19 protein-coding genes are annotated in these 18,589 nt (G+C 61.1%); 6 read left to right on the top strand and 13 right to left on the bottom strand.

What is annotated here, in order from left to right:
- The first annotated feature begins 46 nt into the window (after nt 1–46).
- Nucleotides 47–2,017, top strand: a complete 1,971-nt coding sequence (locus tag NKJ80_RS16975) for a CHASE2 domain-containing protein (RefSeq protein WP_352497988.1) — start codon at nt 47–49, stop codon at nt 2,015–2,017.
- Between the two features lie 89 nt (nt 2,018–2,106).
- Here NKJ80_RS16975 and NKJ80_RS16970 read toward each other — a convergent pair whose 3' ends face one another.
- The 4 genes from NKJ80_RS16970 to NKJ80_RS16955 form a co-directional block, all read right to left on the bottom strand.
- On the bottom strand, nt 2,107–3,081 hold the full coding sequence (locus NKJ80_RS16970; protein ID WP_023691458.1) for a L,D-transpeptidase family protein: 975 nt from the start codon (nt 3,079–3,081) through the stop codon (nt 2,107–2,109).
- Nucleotides 3,082–3,394: 313 nt separating this feature from the next.
- Complete coding sequence (locus NKJ80_RS16965) at nt 3,395–3,652, bottom strand: hypothetical protein (protein WP_352497987.1); 258 nt, start codon at nt 3,650–3,652, stop codon at nt 3,395–3,397.
- Nucleotides 3,653–3,873: 221 nt separating this feature from the next.
- A complete protein-coding gene (locus NKJ80_RS16960; RefSeq protein WP_352497986.1) occupies nt 3,874–4,077 on the bottom strand; it encodes a hypothetical protein in 204 nt (67 codons plus the stop codon).
- Nucleotides 4,078–4,367: 290 nt separating this feature from the next.
- Complete coding sequence (locus tag NKJ80_RS16955; protein ID WP_023691455.1) at nt 4,368–5,279, bottom strand: LysR family transcriptional regulator; 912 nt, start codon at nt 5,277–5,279, stop codon at nt 4,368–4,370.
- A 176-nt stretch (nt 5,280–5,455) separates the two neighbouring features.
- Between NKJ80_RS16955 and NKJ80_RS16950 the strand changes: the two genes are divergently transcribed.
- From NKJ80_RS16950 to NKJ80_RS16930, 5 genes are all read left to right on the top strand, one after another.
- Complete coding sequence (locus NKJ80_RS16950; protein WP_023714681.1) at nt 5,456–6,658, top strand: MFS transporter; 1,203 nt, start codon at nt 5,456–5,458, stop codon at nt 6,656–6,658.
- Between the two features lie 299 nt (nt 6,659–6,957).
- Nucleotides 6,958–7,785 carry a transporter substrate-binding domain-containing protein gene (locus NKJ80_RS16945; protein WP_023691453.1) on the top strand — a complete coding sequence of 276 codons (828 nt, stop codon included), beginning with the start codon at nt 6,958–6,960 and terminating at the stop codon, nt 7,783–7,785.
- A gap of 144 nt (nt 7,786–7,929) precedes the next feature.
- Complete coding sequence (locus tag NKJ80_RS16940) at nt 7,930–9,210, top strand: NAD(P)/FAD-dependent oxidoreductase (protein ID WP_352497985.1); 1,281 nt, start codon at nt 7,930–7,932, stop codon at nt 9,208–9,210.
- Between the two features lie 19 nt (nt 9,211–9,229).
- Entirely contained in the window at nt 9,230–10,201 is a 972-nt protein-coding gene (locus NKJ80_RS16935) for an amino acid ABC transporter permease (protein WP_023687785.1), read from the top strand.
- Between the two features lie 548 nt (nt 10,202–10,749).
- Nucleotides 10,750–11,313, top strand: a complete 564-nt coding sequence (locus NKJ80_RS16930) for a sigma-70 family RNA polymerase sigma factor (protein WP_023667968.1) — start codon at nt 10,750–10,752, stop codon at nt 11,311–11,313.
- On the opposite strand, the gene NKJ80_RS16925 is transcribed toward NKJ80_RS16930, so the two are convergent.
- From NKJ80_RS16925 to NKJ80_RS16885, 9 genes are all read right to left on the bottom strand, one after another.
- Nucleotides 11,314–11,490: a hypothetical protein gene (locus NKJ80_RS16925; RefSeq protein WP_023696378.1), complete on the bottom strand. Its 177-nt coding sequence runs from the start codon at nt 11,488–11,490 to the stop codon at nt 11,314–11,316.
- 143 nt (nt 11,491–11,633) lie between these two features.
- A complete protein-coding gene (locus NKJ80_RS16920) occupies nt 11,634–11,852 on the bottom strand; it encodes a hypothetical protein (protein ID WP_023741848.1) in 219 nt (72 codons plus the stop codon).
- A gap of 73 nt (nt 11,853–11,925) precedes the next feature.
- Entirely contained in the window at nt 11,926–12,828 is a 903-nt protein-coding gene (locus NKJ80_RS16915) for a class I SAM-dependent methyltransferase (RefSeq protein WP_352497995.1), read from the bottom strand.
- Between the two features lie 4 nt (nt 12,829–12,832).
- Complete coding sequence (locus NKJ80_RS16910) at nt 12,833–13,810, bottom strand: GNAT family N-acetyltransferase (protein ID WP_352497984.1); 978 nt, start codon at nt 13,808–13,810, stop codon at nt 12,833–12,835.
- A gap of 8 nt (nt 13,811–13,818) precedes the next feature.
- Entirely contained in the window at nt 13,819–14,967 is a 1,149-nt protein-coding gene (locus tag NKJ80_RS16905) for a glycosyltransferase (protein WP_352497983.1), read from the bottom strand.
- Nucleotides 14,968–14,982: 15 nt separating this feature from the next.
- On the bottom strand, nt 14,983–15,915 hold the full coding sequence (locus tag NKJ80_RS16900) for a glycoside hydrolase 5 family protein (RefSeq protein ID WP_352497982.1): 933 nt from the start codon (nt 15,913–15,915) through the stop codon (nt 14,983–14,985).
- Nucleotides 15,908–16,669 (bottom strand): TIGR04290 family methyltransferase, encoded by a 762-nt coding sequence (locus NKJ80_RS16895; RefSeq protein WP_023687791.1) that lies wholly within the window; start codon nt 16,667–16,669, stop codon nt 15,908–15,910. Before NKJ80_RS16895 ends, NKJ80_RS16900 begins: the two co-directional genes overlap by 8 nt.
- Nucleotides 16,670–16,672: 3 nt before the next feature.
- Complete coding sequence (locus tag NKJ80_RS16890) at nt 16,673–17,476, bottom strand: sugar phosphate nucleotidyltransferase (protein WP_352497981.1); 804 nt, start codon at nt 17,474–17,476, stop codon at nt 16,673–16,675.
- A complete protein-coding gene (locus NKJ80_RS16885) occupies nt 17,476–18,576 on the bottom strand; it encodes a CgeB family protein (protein ID WP_023687793.1) in 1,101 nt (366 codons plus the stop codon). Before NKJ80_RS16885 ends, NKJ80_RS16890 begins: the two co-directional genes overlap by 1 nt.
- Nucleotides 18,577–18,589 lie beyond the last annotated feature (13 nt).

Genomic DNA, 18,589 nt, shown 5'->3' with positions numbered 1-18,589 from the left:
TGATTGGCGGCAAGCCGGCAGACGCAAAATATCCGGCCTTGTGGTCGTGCTCCTGCTGCTCGCTTGCCATTTGGCTTTTGACGGGCCGTTGTCGCGCCTGCGTGAGCGGACGTACGACTTCTATCAGTTTCTCGCCCCACGTCAGGCGACGAGCAATCCTGTCGTGATCGTCTCGATAGACGACGCCAGCCTCAAGGCACATGGGCGATGGCCCTGGAACCGTGGCCTCTTGGCCGATCTGGTCAATGGCATCACGCAGTCCGGTGCGGCGGTGGTCGGGCTTGCGCTGGTACTCCCCGAGGCTGACACCTCGCCTGAGGGCATGGCCGGAGACAAGCGCCTGGCAGCGGCGCTGTCCAAAAATCGAACGGCGCTTGCCGTCAGCCTGGGCAATGAAGCGACGGTTTCAGAAGCAGAACCCAAAGCCGGCTGGTCGATCGTCGGGCAAGTACCCGATACACTTCCCGGCTTCACCGGTCTTACCGGGTCGCTTGCCGAATTCTCGAACGCCGCCGCAGGCCTCGGCGTGATTCGCACCTTGCCCGATCCCGACGGCGTACTGCGCCATGTGCCGCTGCTCTGGCTTCGCAACACCCCTCAACGCGCGCAGCTGTGGCCGTCTTTCGCACTCGAGCTCCTGCGCCTTTACGCTGGACAGGACGGTTACACAGCCCGGATGAATGCAGCCGGGTTCGACGCACTCAGGATGGCAGGCGCCATTGTGCCGCTCGAGCCGGAGGGGAGCATCCGCCTCTGGGAAACCGCCACCGACACGCCTCGCCTGTCTGCCAGCACTATCCTTTCGGGCCATGGCGATCCGCGGCTGCGGGACGCCATCGCCATTGTCGACCTGTCGGCTGTGGGCCTGACGCAGTACCTGCCCACGCCGACGAGTCCAGCGCGACCAGGAGCGGAGATCCACGCCGATGCGATCGGCCAGATGCTTGCCGGGCGCTTCCTGGCAGAGCCAGCGCACGCGCGTATGCTCGAGCGGCTCTGGTTTCTCCTCAGTGCCGTCGTTTTCATCGGGGTTTCCGGAGTGCTCGCCGGGCGTGTCGTGCTTGGCGCCCTCTCCCTGGCGCTGCTGGCCGTCACGCCGTTCGTGTTCGGCGCTCTCGAGTACAGCCTGCAGGGTGCACTCTATGACCCGCTGCAGCCGGCGCTTGCAACCATCATGGTTGCGGGCTTCGAAGGCTATGTCCTCTACAGGCGCAGCGAGCAGCGCCGGTCCACCCTCACGCGACAGTTCTCCCAATATCTGTCGCCCTCCGTGGTGCAGCGCCTCGCAAGCTCGGACACCGAGGCAATCCTGTCCGGCGAGAAGCGCGAGATCACCATTTTGATCAGCGACATACGTGGCTTCACGACCATGAGCGAACAGCTCGACACCCAAGAGATCGCCAAGGTGGTCAACCATTTCCTCGGCATTGCGACCGATGAGATCCTCAAGCGCGACGGCACCATCGACAAGTTCATGGGCGATGCGGTACTGGCCTTCTGGAACGCACCGCTAGATCAACCCGATCATCGTGAGCGTGCGCTGGACGCGGGCCTTGCCCTTATCGAGCGGGTGAGGCGCGAAGACGCCGCCTTCACCGCGGATGGCCATCGATCCATCGAAATCGGCGTCGCCATCGAGACCGGCATCTGCTCGGTAGGCAATTTCGGCTCCGAACGGCGCTTCGATTACACCGCGATCGGCTCCCCCGTGAACCGCGCGGCACGGCTCGAATCGACGACCAAGAAGCTGGGCATCCCCCTGGTGCTTGGACCCGGCTTTGCGGCAGGAGCATCGATGCCGGTCGTTCAGGCGGGCGCCTTTGAGCTCCAGGGTTTCAAGGGCGAGGTCCCGGTTTTCACCGTTCCGGAGATGCAAGCTGCTCAACAAGGTATGAGCCGCGAAGTAGAGAGCCAACGTGGTGAGCAATCTGGCCCCCCCGCCATGGTGGTTGGTTCGCCGCCATCCGTGCAAATGGCGCCGCTTGACCTGACACCCCGAACCCGGAGCATCCGCTGATCGGATCCAGCGGATCGCAAGATGCAATTGTCACGGGCACAGACGGACATCTTGTTTCGGCGACCATCGAGGGATGCGACGGCTTGCGTTCACTCGTCCTTGAAAGTCACCTTCATATGTTTGTGCACCATTGAGGCGAGGTCCTCGGCATCCCAGTTCGTGAGCCTGATGCAGCCGTGAGAGAAGGTCTTCCCGATCTTGCCGGGTTCGGGCGTGCCGTGAATGCCGTAGCTTTCGATGGAGAGGTCGATCCAGATTGATCCCACGGGATTGTTAGGGCCGGCAGCAATGGTGAAGGGCCGCTTGGTTTTGACTCCCTTGAATGCAAAATCGGGATCGTAGTGATAGGTCGGGTTGTGCACCACCCTTTGGATCTCTGCCTGCCCACTTGGTGCCGGCTTCTCGTCGCTCCCGATCGAGGCAGGGTAGACGGCAAGCGCTTTATTGGAGGGGTCGAGCACGCGCACCTGATGAGCGCCTTTGTCGACTTCGACGCCGGCAATGGTGGCGGGAGGTTCACCCCGGCCAACATCTGGTACCAGCAGCGTGGTTCCAGCTTTCCTGAATCCGGTGCCTGGGTTTAGCCTCCTGAGCAATGGTTCGCTCACATGGAAGCGCTCCGCCAGCTTCTCGATCGAGTCGTGATAGCCAAGCCTTCTCAGGCGAGCCATCCTCTCCATGCGCCCCGGAATGCGTTTGGTGAAGGGGCCGCGTACATCTTTGCGGGTCAGTTCATAGGTGATCAGAGCTGGGCTGGTGGAGGTTGCCATCAGCTTGTCCCAAGTCGCCTGGGTGAGCTTGCCATCTGGCGCCAGTCCGTTCGACGCCTGGAAGGCCTTGACCGCCTTGGCGAAGTTCTCTCCAAGGCGGCCGTCGATGAGCCCCGGTGAGAAGCGCGCACGATCCAAAAAAATTTGCGCCTTCAGCACGGCAGGATCGAGCCCTTTCGGATCGCCGGCGGAGAATTGCGCCTGATTTACCGCGGCTAGGTCCAGCTTGGCCGCCTCCGTCCCGCCGCATGCGAAGGCGAGTGCAATGGCGAGGAGGAGAAGGAGCCTGATCATCGATTTCACTCCTTACGTTAAATCGCACCTGATCTGCTTCTATGACGCGCTGTGGCAGATCTGGTTCCATTCGCCGGTAGGGGATCATAGGCAACCAGCCTTACGCTGCCGACCGGTCCGAGACGTTCGATGCCCATGCCTTGCCCTTCACGAGAGGCGTTGCTGGCCGCGCAGATCGGCAGTGTAAAAATGGTCTGGCCATGTTGACGTGAGCTTCTACCTTCAAACTGCCCACTACCTGGACCGGCAGTCAAATGGTCTCAGGGCAGCAAGTGAGGAGATGCGCTGGGAACCGGCTTATCGGGCGGGTATTCTATTGATCTTCGGTATCGATAGATCCATGTTCCGTCGTCACTGTGATCGCGTTGTCGCCCGCGATTGCTCTAGCGTATTCGAAGCGCTCCAACTTCTGTTCTGCCGATAGGCCTTTGAACATCGCGGTGGCCGAGTTCGTGATTTTGAAGTCGCCGCAACTCGGACAGCGAAACTCCCGGATGTCACCAACTGTCTCCGAATTAACGAGCGCCTGCTCATCTGTAGTCGGGCAAATTGCGGCCATCCAAGCCATCATGGTCCTCCGTCCTAAGGCCGTCCCCGATTACCCAAAAGGCATCGTCGAGTGCAAAATCCATTTCTGCCGACGCTCACCCCACCTGGAGTACTCCACCGAGTAGATTGCGCTCTCCACTCTCCAACCCAGAATGTGGATTAAAGCCAGTTCCTCGGCGAGCGATTTGCTGGTGAGCGGTAGGCGCTCTCGCTCTGGAGCCTCTCCCAAACGATCGGAGATGTTCATGTAGCGTCGGGCAGGACCGAAGGGCCGGAACGTGGCGTTTTCATCTCTTCGGCAATCACCAGTAGCGCCTCCAGAGCGACGACGATCCCCGACATCACCGTACTTATGTCTGCGCTGCCGCCGAGCGTCGAAAGTTCGGCCGCTCGCGTTTGCATGCTTTGGCTCAGCTCTTGTAACTTCAGGCGCAGCTCGCCATCCATGGTATGTTCTCCAAGCTTGACGCTGGAGGAACGCGCCTGCTTACAACCCGTTCCGCCGGTGGCCGCAGAGAACCAGAGACACCGCAGATGCTACTACTTGCGCTGTGGCGGCGCTTAGGATGGGCGGTGGATTGAGCCTCAGCGAATGACCGTCGGCAAATAGCGGATGCTTCAGTCTCGAAAAGGTGCTGGACGGCTCGATATGCACCGCCCCTTGGCCCTGGGTGCTGGTCCCATGCACAGTAAGGCCGTGCAAGTGCGCGCGGCCTCTGGGCTCAACATTCCAGTCGTCATGGTCCAAAGTTGTCCCAAGGTGGGTTCTCACCAAAGTGGGCGGCGAGAAGCGTCACGAAGCTTTGAACTTTGGCGGAAAGATGCCTTCTTGACGGGTACATCGCGTAGATCGACCGGCTTACCGGCTTGAACTGGGGCATCACTGTCTCCAGTTGGCCCGAACGAATGGCTTCTCCAACAAGGAAAGTGGGGCAAAGTACTATGCCTGCTCCACCCAGCGCCGCATCGCGCAGGAGCTGCCCGTTCGTTGCCGTCATCCGTGCAGTGATTTTTACCGCCACTTCCCCCTTTGGTCCGTCGAACCGCCATTTTCCGCGGCTGGCGCGCAACGCGTAGTCCAGACAATCATGGTCGTGGAGATCCGACGGCTTTGTGGGACGCCCGCGTCTGTCCAGATAATCGCGCGAAGCGCAGACCACCTCGCGTGACGGCGCGATTCGGCGAGCAACCAGATTGGAAACCGTGAGTGGAGCGATGCGTACCGCGACATCCAGGCCCTCTTCCACGATGTCAACCACACGGTCGTCCAACACCAACTCAACCGACACCTCCGGGTAGACCGCGAGATATTCTGCAACGACTCTCCCAAGGTGCATCGCGCCGAAGGAGATCGGCGCGCTGACACGCAGTGAGCCGGTCGGACGTGTCTTGCTCTCGGCCGCGCTCGTACGAACTTCCTCGACATCCTCGATTATGCGCAGACTGCGCTCGTAGACGGAGGCGCCGAGCTCTGTCAGGCTGATGCGCCGGGTCGTCCGGTTGAGAAGGCGTGCGCCAAGCCACTCTTCCAGCATTTGGACATGCTTGCTCACAGCCGCTGGCGATAGTCGCATCCGCTTGGCCGCTCCAGCGAAGCTGCCTTCACCGACGACGTTGGCAAACACGGTCATGCTGGTCAGCCGGTCCAACTGCAATCACCTCTTTCATTCACGTTTCGTGAATTCACCATCCATATCTCCCTCGATTATCAATCCGCAGTGGACAGATTATCTGAAACCAGGCCGGGATCAATTGCCCGATCCGTCTCTCTAACGTTTGCCCGAAACGTTGGCGTCGAGTGCCTTCTCGCGGGCTGGAGGTGATCATGTCTCTGACCAAAGCAGCCCTTCGGGAGAAACAGGGAGCCACTTTTCGCATGTGGCTCTCCGTGCTCACTGTATCGCTGGGTATTTTTTCGATGATCACTGCGGAGCAACTCCCTGTGGGGCTGATTCCGGCAATTTCTTCCGAGTTGAATGTCTCTATTGGGAGTGGCGGTCTCACGGTGACGATACCCGGCGTAATTGCGGCGTTCGCTTCTATCGGTTTGCCGTTGGCAGTGGGGAGGCTCGACCGGCGTATTCTGATGGCGGGCCTGCTCGCGGTAATGGCTGCGGCGAGCGTGATTTCAGCGCTCGCAACGAACTTTCCCGTTCTGCTCGCGTCCAGGCTGCTCGTCGGGATCACCATCGGTGGCTTTTGGGCGATAGCCGGAAGCATCGCAGTACGCCTTGTTCCTGGACCGTCCGTGCCGCGCGCCATGACTATTGTCTTCGGCGGTGTAAGTGCCGCTGCGGTGCTGGGCGTGCCGGCCGGCACGATCATCGGTGATCTAGTCGGCTGGCGCGGCGCGTTCTGGTCTCTCGCCGGCCTGAGCTTTGCCATACTGCTCGCCGCCCTGCTTGTGCTTCCGAAGCTGGAGGCGGCGCAGCCTGTGGAGGTGAAAGCCCTGCGTGCGCAATTGCGCAATCCCGCCCTCCTGTCGGGCGTGGTTGCGACCGCACTGCTGGTGGCTGCCCACTACGGTGCCTACACTTTCGTGAGCCCGGTGTTGCTGGAGGTCTCGGGCGTCACTGCAGGGAGCATAGGTTGGTTACTGTTGGGGTATGGCATTCTCGGAATGATTGGCAACGCCGTCGCAGGCGTCTGGGCCGCCAAATCCGTCGGTCGCACATTGGCCTGCATCGTCATTGGGCTCGGCGCCACGCTGGCTCTCTTCCCGTTGCTCGGGGTCACGCCGCTCACAGGAACCATCCTGCTGCTGGTGTGGGGCTTCGCGTATGGCGCGGCGCCCATCACGCTGCAGACGTGGGTGCTGAGTGCAGCACCAGAAAGCGCGGAGACCGCGACGGCCATCTACTGCTTCACTTTCAATCTTGCCATCTCCGTGGGTACCCTAGCGACCAGTCAGATCGTCGACACGATGGGCGTGAACAGGGTCCTCTGGGTCGACTCCGCCATCATCCTGCTGGTGCTGCTGCCGGTGTGCCGCGCACCCATGCTTAACCGGAACATCGGAAACTCGTAGACAGCAAGCCATCCTGTGCCGCCCATCTGGCAATGATGTGATAGGTTGAAGTAGATCTTCGTTTCCTCTGTCTTGAAAGTCACGCGCATCACATCAAACGCGGGTTCCGCCGCACCGTGCGGGTGCCGATGCTTTGCGCCCCCGGAGGACAACTGGCTACTTGAAAAAGGACTTGATCCCCTCGTCGATATGTGTGCTGATATGAGATCGATCTCATGCCGCGCTCTCAATTGCTGTTTCTCTACGGGAGCGCGCTCTGGGAAGCATATGTCTGAATGACGATGAAGAGGGAGGTTCAAGTGAGGAAATTGATCGCGTGGCTGGCCTTGGCCACTACCACGCTCGCGTTCGCGTCTGCGGCCTCGGCGGGTGAAACCATCAACCGGGTTACCTCGAAGAAGGCAATGGTGGTCGCCACAAACAGCGGTTGGCCGCCGCAGAGTTTCCTCGACGACAGCAATCAGTTGGTCGGCTTCGACATAGATGTCTCGAAAGAGATCGCAAGGCGCCTCGGTGTCGAGGTCAGTTTCGATACGCCGGACTGGGCGACGATGACGGGCGGCCATTGGCAGGGACGTTACGATCTGGGTGTCGGCTCGGTGACGCCGACCAAAGCGCGCGCCAAGGTGATCGATTTCGAAGGCATCTATTATTATAGCCCCTACGTTTACGTGGTTCACAAGGACAGCCCGGCCAAATCGGTCGCCGACCTGAACGGCAAGATCATCGGCGTCGAGACCGCCACCACGTCGGAGGATTTCATCCGTAGACAACTCGAGATCGATGCTCCCGGCCTGCCGCCCATCGAATACAAGCTGGAGCCCGGTGAGATCAGGACTTTCGCTGACTCAATGCTGCCGTTCGACGATTTGAGGCTCGGCGACGGCGTGCGCCTCAACGCGGTCATCGCACCAGAACAGACGGCTCAGAACGCGATAAAGAACGGCTACCCGTTGCGTGTCCTGGAAGGCGGCTATGCCTTCCGTGAGCCACTGGTGGTGATCGCGGAAAAAGGTGATGCCGAGTGGAATGCCAAGATCGGCGGCATTCTCGACGAGATGAAGAAGGACGGTACCCTCGCGAAACTGACCACCAAGTGGTACGGCAAGGATTACAGCTCTGACTGAGAGGCATCGTGGATAAAGCTTGAGCGGGGTGCATTCAATTGAACATCCCGCTCCATCTGTTTTGTTTCAGCCGCATTTCCACGACACCGGGCGGCTCCGCCTGCCTGCAAAATGCTCTAGTGCCGCCACCTCATCATATTGATCATGACATGTCCTGACACATATTACCGACGCACGCTTGCCGACAACACCATCAGACCGCCGCTGAGCGGCGTTTCCGAGTGCGAGACAGTCGTTGTCGGCGGCGGACTGGCCGGCCTGACGACGGCGTTGCAGCTGGCTCGCGCCGGCCAGCAGGTCGTCGTGCTTGAGGCGCAGCGGATAGGATTCGGCGCTTCCGGTCGCAATGGCGGCTTCGTTAATCCCGGTTTCGCCACCGGCACCGACAACATCGCCGCGATGGCCGGCGTCGACGCGGCACAAAAACTGCACCGCCTGTCCATCGAAGGCGTCGACTTCGTGCGGCAGACGATCCGCGATCTCGACGTCAAGGCGGCAGAGCCGCGCTCCGGTATATTGAGCGTGCTTCGCCACGATGGCGGCGCCGTGCTCAAGGCATATGCCGAGCAACTGGCGCGGGATTTCGACTACCGGCTCGACTATCTCGATCGCGACCAGGTGCGAGCGGTGCTGCATTCGGATCGCTACCACCAAGGCCTGCGCGATCCCAGCGCCTTCCACATGCATCCGCTTAACTATCTGCGCGCCGTTGCTGGCGAGATCGAGCGGCTGGGCGGCAGGATATACGAGAGAACGGCTGCCGTTGAAGCCAACCTTGACGGCGCCGAAAAGATCTTGCGTACCGACAGCGGCGAAGTGCGCGCCCGCCAGGCCGTAGTTGCCACCGGCGGATATACGGGCCCACTGGTCGGCCGGCTGCAGCGGGCATTCCTGCCTATCGCCACTTACGTTATGGTGAGCGAGGAGGCGCCTGACCTCATCGCCAAGGCGATTACGACGACCGACGCCGTCGGCGATAACCGTCGCGCAGGCGATTATTACCGTGTTGTCGAAGGCGGCAGGCGGCTGCTCTGGGGAGGGCGCATCACCACCCGGGCAGCCTTATCGGGCGTGTTGGCGAGGCAATTGCGCCGTGAGATGGTCACCACTTATCCGCAGCTCGAACACCTCAAGACCGAACTCGCCTGGTCCGGGCTCATGTCTTATGCCCGGCACATGATGCCCCAGATAGGCCCGTTGCAGCCGGGCGTCTGGTACCTCACGGCTTTTGGTGGCCATGGCATCAACACCACGGCGATCGCCGGCAAGTTGATCGCCGAAGCCATACTGGGACAATCGGACCGTTACCGGCTGTTTGCACCATTCGGCCTTGCCTGGGCGGGCGGCCCGGCTGGACTTGCGGTTGCGCAACTCACCTACTGGAAGCTGCAGGCGCAGGATTGGTGGCGCGAGCGGGCCCGCTGACCGCAGGGAGATCGAAGACGTGATCGGCCGACTATTGCTCAACCACCCGGACGCGGCGCGCCGCGTTGGCGTGTTCTTCGTGCTCGCCGCCATCGCCGCCGGCCTGTATGGGCTCGGCATCAAAGCCAGTTGGCTCGGCAAGCTCGTTCCGGGGTCGGTCGAGTGGCTCGCCGCCAACCCGGACGTCGGGCGGGCGGTCTCGGCGGTGCTGATCGCATTGATCTTGGTGGCGAACTGGAACGCGCTGCGGTATCTCAGCCGCAAACAGCAGATTGTGGCAGTTTGGATAGAGCTGTTCGTGTTGCTAATGTTGTTTTTCTATTCCTTCGACCTGTCCTTCGCGTTCATCGCCAAGAAGATCGGCTTCCTCGTCTCGAAGGGTGTGGTGACGACCCTCTACATTTCGGCCATTTCGATCGCCATTGCCACCCTCATCGCCTTCGTTGGCGCCATCGCCAAACTTTCCCGCAACGGCGTGGTCTATGGCTTGGCGACCTTCTATACCTCTCTGTTTCGTGGCTTGCCGTTGCTGATGCAGATCTACATCATCTATCTCGGCCTGCCGCAGATTGGCTACGTGATCGGCGCCGTGCCGGCCGGTATCATGGCGCTGTCGCTCTGCTACGGCGCGTACATGACCGAGATCTTCCGCGCCGGCATCGAAAGCATCTCGCGCGGCCAGACCGAGGGTGCTACGGCACTCGGCCTTAGCGCTAACCAGACGATGTTCCTGGTCATCCTGCCGCAGGCGATGCGCGTCATCGTGCCGCCGACCGGCAACCAGTTCATTGCGATGCTGAAGGATTCTTCGCTGGTCTCGGTGGTCGGGGTCTGGGAGATCATGTATCTCGCACGCACGCAGGGCCAGACCGAGTTCCGCCACATCGAGATGCTCATCACCGCCTCGATGATCTATTGGCTGCTCTCGATGGGGCTCGAGTTCCTTCAGTCGCGGATCGAGGACCGGTTCGGGCGCTCACTCAAGCGCTGATCGTCATCCGTGATCTTCGCCAAAGCGAGTTGCACAGCACCGCAACAGCCAGCTTCGGAGAGCAGCTGCAGATTGTACGCGACAGCATGCCTTTCGGCGACGTCGTGAGGGGTAAATCAACCCGGTATTTCATCGGCTTAGCCCGATCGGAGGGCAGAATAGAGCAAGTGCTGGACGAGCATGTTCGTTGGCCGACTGCCCGGCAACTACGACCGATTGCTGGACGCTATGTATCAATGGTAGCCGAGTTCGCCACGTGGTTCGCTAGGCAGTGGTTTGCGCGTTGCCAGCCGCACGACTCGGTCCATGCCCTGCACAGCCAAACGCACCGGCGAGGTTCCCGGGAATCAAGCTCGGCATGGTGTTTCGTTCCTTTGAAGTGGGCGTGTTTGGGGGAAGACCGTAGTCGGCGTGTTCGCGCCCGGTGGAATTTTCGAAGAGTTGTTTCCAACGGCGGGAACGAACCAAACTTCCATGCATTTAGCTCTGGCTTCGTTCATTCACTCTTTCTTCTGGGAGCTGGACCATTGTCATCCGGAGGCTATCTCTTGGCCGACCAACAAACCAATGACGTTTCCATCGTTGATCTGATACCTGCCCTGCGGGCTTTCGCGCGCACCTTCTGCCGCGTTCCAGACGATGCCGACGATCTGGTGCAGGAAACGTTGACCAAAGGGCTCGCCAACATCGACAAGTTCGAACCCGGTACACGCATGAAGTCGTGGCTCTTCACCATCATGCGCAACACCTACTACACGCGGATCAAGATCGCTGCACGGGAAGCGCCAGGCCTTCTCGACTGCGCGTCTTCGAGACCGATTTCGGAAGCTACCCAGGAATGGACCGTTCAGAGCAAGGAAGTTCACGGCGCCATCCAAAAGCTGCCCGAACATCAGCGCGAGGTGCTGATGCTGATCGGCGTTTTAGGAGTGGGCTACGAGGAAACCGCCGAAATCTGCGGCTGCGCGGTAGGGACGGTCAAGAGCCGGCTGAACCGTGCCCGCGCCAACATCCTTGAGCTACTCGGGGAGAGCTCGTTGCAGACATTGATAGAAAGGCGAAATCAGCTGTCGGATGGTCAGCTCGATATAGAGGTCGACAGCCGCAGATAATCAGCTCTTCACGTCTCGCCGATGCTTCTCGACGAGAGCATTTTGCAATTCGATCGCCAGCTTGGATAGGCGGTCTGGTATCTTTTCCTGCTCTATGGCGGCCAGCAGGGAAGCAATCTCCCGATCCACTGCCATCTCGACAAGCAGATCCGTGGTATCGTCGCTCGAATGAGACATCACGTTCTCTTGATAGCATCCCTAGATCCAAGTCTGGTGGATGAGCGCTCGGCACTACAAGGCGTTGTCGGCCGCTGAGAGGCTCACCGGCGGCCCTTGCACAGTTTTTCCTCCGTGCCGCGGCAAGACGCGGCGCGGTGGCGTCAGTCCTTCAGCAACCGGTTTGCGGCGTGATCCTGAAATTGATCGGACTTGGTTCGATTGCCGTCCAGCCCGCGCTCTCGGCCATGCTGCTTCCTGTCGCGGTTGGACAAAACCGCGTTTTCCTCGATCTTGTCCTTGTCCAAGGTGGTCATTGCGCCGGCGCCGGCACCTTTGCCTTGGCTGCCTTGGCCGAAATGCTTTTTGCCGCCGGATGCCATGATCTCCTCCTTCGAATCCAGGACACCGATCGGTGCCGACGCCCGAACCGGCATCGCGCTGTAATGTTCCGTCTCACCCAGCAAGCAAGAAGGCGTCGCCATCCCATGACCGAAACGGCTTCTCGCCGTCGATGACGACCCGCAATTGGTGAGCTTGCGCAAGACGGCCGATGTCGGCCCGGTCCAAAGAAAGCGATCCGCGATAAGAATAGTTCAGCAATGCGAGCCGGCCCGGCCGTTTGAGAACGCGCGCAATTTCATCGAAAAGCCGCTCAGCCATGCCGGCTAAAACCAGGTAGGGAAAGCTGTCGACCGCCAACACGCAATCGAAACTGTCGTCGTCGAAGTCGGCCAGATCGAGACCGGAGGTTTGGCGCAGTTCGACATTGCCGAGCGCTGCGCATTGCTCGGAGGCGATAGAGATCATCCGCGAGGATATGTCGATGCCGACCATCCGCTTGAAGGAATTGGACAGCGCGCGCTCGAAACGTCCGATGCCGCAACCGATGTCGAGAATGTCTCGTTCAATTCCGGTGAATTCTCGCGCCTCGAGCCATTCAACGATTTCGTCGGTCATGGCTGTCAGCCGCTCGTCATCGCCAAGGGATCCTAACTGGACACTTGCCGCGGTCGAAATTGCTGCCGCGGCATCAAAACTCGAGGCCAGCCTCCTGACCACGGCGATATCCGTCTCGCCGTTACCGCGTTCATGCCGAACGGCGCCGCCTGTCGCTCGCAAAGTGGCAAGGACGCCCGGTTTGTGGCGCAGCAGTCCAGCGACCTTTCGCAGTCTTTCAGCATCGCCGGTATTCGCCGGACGGACTTTCAGCACGACCTCCGCCAATTCCGCCGCTTCAATTGTGGGCGGCAGGTGAAGCGCCAACCTGACGAGAACAGCTTCGGCGCAGGCACCATCGACCACACAACCTTCGACCGCCCGTCTGACCGATGTCTGGCGCTGCGCGTGCACACTCATGACATCAACTCCGCGTCCAGATCCTCCGCATCGTCCACCTGTCGACGGCGCCCCAGCCATATTTGTAGGCTTCCTGGCCGCGCAGGAAGTCGAACTCGCGCGCCTCCTCGCGGATCGACTCCGCGATCGCGTGGCCGATCAGGATCGCCCCTGGGCTCTCCTCGGCATAAGCAGGATCGAGGCCGCCGAGATAGGCATAGGCGCGGCCGCGGTGGTGAAATCCGTAATAGGCGGCGACAGTCGTGCCATCGATCGCGAGCAACCAGCATCGGACCAGACCGTGAGCATCGAGCAAGGGAAGTGAAAGCCCATGGAAGTGCTGCACGGCGGGGTCGGCCAATACACCACCTCCATGTCCAACCCAGCGTGCATGGTGCAGGCGGATCAATTGGTTCAGGAAGTTCTGATCGCCCCGGGCTGACGCCAACGCGAGCCGGCCGCGTCTGGACGCCGCTTGGCGCGCCCGGCGCAACTGGCGCCTGCGCCGAGCGGGAACGCAGCCGGCCAACGTTTCGCCGCCGGCAACAGCAAGCACGGGGCAGGCTGCATGAATTGCCGGCCTCTCGACCGTTAAACCGGGATGCGCGATCGTAAGACCGGCACTGTTTTGCGGCAGATCAGACAAGATCCATTGTGACCACCCGACCGAGCAGATCGTTTCGGCGATGGTGGCGACAACCGCCGCCTCGATATCCTGGACAGCCAGGATGTCCAGATAATCACTGAGCGAAATGCCGACCGGAAGCAGCTTCGAACCGGCCGTTCCATGCTCGAGATAGAGTGGCGCCAGCCCGACCAGATCGCCGCCACGCCAGACCGCGACTGTCGCCAGTTCACCGGGTGCGAATGCGCGCCACCATGGCACCAGCCAAGCGGGGGATTGGAACGGCGTCGCAGAGGAGCTCCGCTCCCATAGTTTCCACCAGTGCGGCGTCAAGGCATCGAATTTTACGGGGTCATCGATGATTTCGCTGCGCAACACTGCTTTTCTCACGGTGCCGCAGCGAAGCGCCGGCAATCTGTGCCAAGTTGTGCCAGCGCCTGATAGGCAGCCATATACGACGAGATCATCCGTTCCAGCGAAAACCGCCGTCGCGCCTCCACCCGGCACGCCTCGGCGTCCAGGCTGGGCGCCGCAAGAATGGCTTGGGCCATTTCGTCGACTGTGTTGACGAGAAAGCCCGTCCTGCCGTGCTCGATGACATCCGCAAGCGCGCCATTCGGGAATGCGACCACCGGGGTACCGCAGGCGAGGGCCTCCATGGCGACAAGCGAGCTTGTCTCGGCGGCGAGGCTTGGAATGACCAGACAGCGGGCTGCGTTGAGAAAGCGCCTCTTGGCGTTAAAACCGAGCGGGCCCAGGAAGCGGCGGCGAGCATCAAGACGGGATTGGACCTCGTCGCGAAAGTAGCGCGTATGTGTTTCGTAGGGATAGACCTTGCCGCCGATGACCAGGGGCACGCGCGCCTGTTTGGCCGCGTCCAGGGCCAGGTGAATGCCCTTTTCCGGGCAGACCCGGCTGAGAACCAGGGCAAAGTCTCGCTTCGGCTGCACCAGGCTCAGTGCTTCGATGTCAACGCCGTTGGGAATCGGCGCCACCAGTCTGGCCCCTGGTGGCGCCGTTTGCTGCTGGGTGGGCGAGACCGCATGGAGCCATAGGTCGTCCCGCGTCGGTCGCAGAGCCTCGGCCGGATACCAGTCCAAGGGCAGGTGGAGGCTCACCAGGGTCGGACCATCGTCGGGCAGATAGGCATGAAAATCGATGCCGTGCAGATGAACCACATCAATCGGCCATCGGGCGCGGGCAGCGGCGATCGCTTTGCGATGAGCCTGCTGCGCGCGGCTCTTCGCCGCCTCGTCGATCACGCCGTTTTCAGCCGGTATTTCCACAAGGGTACCGCTCGCGCTGGAGCCGCGGCAACCAATGACGATAGAGCGGTGGCCGGCGCGAACCAGTGCCCGATCGAGCATCGACAGAACCTGTTCGGCACCGCCGACAGCATCGGGTCCGACGGGCGCGAGAGGGTAGGCGACATTGAGGACAGTGAGCGCCGCGGCTGGTTGCGCCTCGGTCCCGTATGCCGCACCACCTGTCGATGATGCCGCTAATTCGTCCAATGTGTCAGGCGTCTGATGCATGGCAGCATGACACTTTCACGCTGCCGAGGCCCGCCGCGTCGGGAGCGAAGCGGACGTCATGCCGGGCGCATAGCGGCGGATCATGGTTGCGCAGAATTCCGCGAACTCCTCCGGCGCCAGTGGCGGGCTGGTGTGGTGGGGCATCATTCCCCGATGCTGCGGTGTAAAGCAAAAGGTGACCGTCACGTCGAAATCGGCGAGTGCCTCCATCTGCCGGTCGAACCAGTCCAGCGCGTTCGGCCGGAAGCTGTCTGCCCAGGAAAGCCCCGTGCGCATATTGGTGACGCCCAGCCGCTTCATCCAGGCGACGGCATCGTCCAGCCGGGGGTCCTCGAAATGAAACCACTGCACCAGTCCCATTGCGGGCGTGCAGCGCAGGAACTCCTCCAGCGCTGGTTTTGGCGTGCCGTCCTGGCGCAGCAGCCCCATGTGGAAATGTCGATAGTAAGAAGAGCCCTCCGCCTCGCGATGCCGCGTCGTTGCTTCCCATTCGCGCGGAAGATCGTAGAGGCTGTACCACTGGATACGTGGTGCGTTGCCAATCAGCAACTCGGCGGTGCGCTTGAGCCCCCAGACCTGGATTTCTTCCGCGCCGAAGGTCGATACGCCGACTTCGCTGACCCAGATGGGAAGGTTGGTGACGGTCGCGATCTCGCCGATCTTCTGCGGCCATTCGTGGATCTGCCACAGGTTCCAGTCGAGCGGAAAGCCGTGCACGGCGACGGCATCGACATGGTCCAGCACGCCGAATTCCTTCATGCGGGTGATAAAGCCCGGATCTATCGGCGAGATGCCACCGAGTACTTTCGTCAAAGACGGGTTCTCCGACGCGATTGCGTCAGCCGACAAGATCGCCATCCTGGCAAAGCGGCTCCAATCGGGATCGAGCTCTGGGTCCCAATGCGATTTGTTGTTGGGCTCGTTCCAGATCATGGCGGCTTCAATCATGGAGCTGTCCTTTCGAGGGATAGATGGCGCCGCCGCCGGCCGGGTCCCCGGCTGCGCGGCAGAAATAGACCTCCTGCTCGGGGTGCAGAACGATCTCGAAACCGGCGCTGCGCAGCATCGCCTCGGTGCAGGCGCGGTTTGGAATCCACCAGTTGGTGGGATCGTCGGCATAGCGGTGCTCGATGAAATGCAGCTTGGGAAATTGCGGCTGGTCGAACAGGTCATGCGTCCAGAAATGATAGTTTTCTTCCAACTCGGGCAGATCCGCGCTGCCGCGCTGCATGGACTGGAAGATCATCAGGTCACGGGCGACATGTTCGCGGATCAGGTCGAGCGCGAGCAAGGGGTGGCGCAAATGGTAAAGCACCCCCATGAACAGCACGACATCGAATGTCTCGCGCAGCGAGCCGACGTCGTAGACCGAAAGCTTCTGGAATTCGATCTCGCAATCGGCAACCTCGGCCGCAAAGCGAGCTTGGGCCAGATAGGCGTCATCGAAATCGATGCCGAGGACACGGTCAGCACCTCGCCGTTTCATCTCGATGGAGTAAAATCCTGCATTGCAGCCGATATCGAGTACCGCCTTGCCTGTCAGATCAGCGGGAATGGCATTGGCAAATTTGCGCCATTTGATCAGCGGGTAGTTGCCCAGAAAATGGTTGGGAGCGGTTTCGACGCCGGCAAGTTCCATGTTGTGGAACCATGGGCCGAGCGCATCGATGCGGCGGCGGATTTCGGCATGGGAATGCAGCATGGCTCAGGCTCCTTCGCCAGGAACGACGGGTACATGCGACTGCGCGCCGGGCATGATCATGGTGGGCCGGCGGTGCGCGGATGGGGCGTCGTTTTCAAGCAACCGCAGCGCTGTGCGATAGCCGTTGAAAGTGCCGACATCGACATAGTCCGACCCAGCCCTGACACCAAAAGCTGTACCGCCGGCCGCAATATAGGCGTTGACCAAAGTGCCGATATATTCGTCACTGCGCTCCCGCTCACGCCAGAGTGCCGCAAGCTGATGCAGGATATGGCCCGGCATCTTGAACGCACCCCAAACCCAGTTCGTGGCGGCATCCTGCCGCTTGACCTGGATTTCGATCACGCGCTCGTGGACGTCGATGACGACGGCGTCGAAGAATTCCGGCTGATCCACCGGGAAAAGCAGAAATGAGAGCTGATCGTCGGGCAAATGGCGGAAACCGTCCTCGGGAAACCAGATCGTATCGGGAAGGCCGACCAGGACGACCTCGTCGGCCGCGACGAGGGGCGCCGCCCGGAAGATCGCATCGCACAGACCGACGGGGTTCGGCTGCACCACGAAGAGAGCCGCCGCGTCACCGTAGCCGGCGGCGTAGTATTCAAGGATGTCGGATTTACCCGATCCGATGATGAAGCAAATCTTGTCGACGCCGGCCTGCACCATGCGCCGTACCAGATACTCGCTCACGGCGCAGGGACGCTCGGTCTGTCCATCGATCCGGCTACCGACCGGCAGCAGCTCTTTCGAGAAGCCGAGCGGCTGAATGCGGCTGCCGCGCCCGGCAGCGGGTACGATGCCCAACATCAGACCGCTTCCCTCATCGGTTCGCCGGGAGATCTTTGAAAGGCATCGTTCAGGATGCGATCCAGTTCCGCCGCGCGCCGTGCGGAAGTGTGTTCGCCCAAGACCCGGTCGCGGGCACGCCTTCGAATGCCGTCGAGCTCGCACTCCGGCAATTGCAATGCGGCGACCACATCATCGGTGTCATGCGCCAACAATATTTCGCGGCCGGGTTCGAAAAATTCGGCCAGGCCCGGCCATGCATCGGTGACGATGGCAGCCCCACACGCGGCCGCTTCGAAGAGCCGTCCCGACGGGCACCAGCCCTTTTGCGCCATCGCCTCCCGGGTGACGTTCAGTGTCAGGCGAGATGATGAGAAGAAAGCCGGATGGTCGGCTGGCGGAAGATGCCTGACAAAGAAGATGTTGTCGCTCCATGGGAATTCCTGCGGATATTGCGCGCCGCCAATGATGAAACGGTGGTCGGGCAGGCGCGCGGCCGGGCGGACCAGCAGCTTTTCGACGCCGGCCTGGCGATCCGCCGCGTAAGTTCCGAGATAGGACAGATCACCGGCGAATTCGGCCCGCTTCTCTGCCGGCCGGTGTTGGTCGGGATCGACATGCCCATAGAGAGGCACCACGTGACGCGCGCCTAAAACCGACTTAAGCGCCTCGATCGCAGAGCCGCCGGTGTAACTCAAAACGAGGTCGAAATCGGCAAGACCCTCAGGTCCGAAATAGGGCGGACGCTCGCCTTGCTCGATGCGGGCAAGCGTGACCGGAGTGTCGAGATCGTAGAAGACACGCAATCCGCGACCTGTCTGCTGCGCCAGCCGCGAGGCCTCCACGGCGTCGGCACAGTAGGAGGTAACGACGACGACATCCGCTTGCTTCATTGCCCGCTCCGCAACGCGACGGATGTCTTCCCAGTCCGGATAAATGACGACGTTGCCGCCATCGAGCCGATCGAGATCACGCGTCCCGGCATAGTAGGGGGTATCGCGTTCGAAGAAGGTGATGGACCATCCCAGCCGACCCAGGGCGCGGATCAGTCCGCGCCAGAGCGTGGCATGGCCGTTGCCCCATGATGATGTAACGGTGAGACCGAAAATGACCATCTGCATCCGGAAAGTCCTC

The organism is Mesorhizobium sp. M0030, from assembly GCF_040323695.1.
Taxonomy (GTDB): Bacteria; Pseudomonadota; Alphaproteobacteria; order Rhizobiales; family Rhizobiaceae; genus Mesorhizobium.
This window is presented reverse-complemented; position numbering and strand designations above follow the sequence as displayed.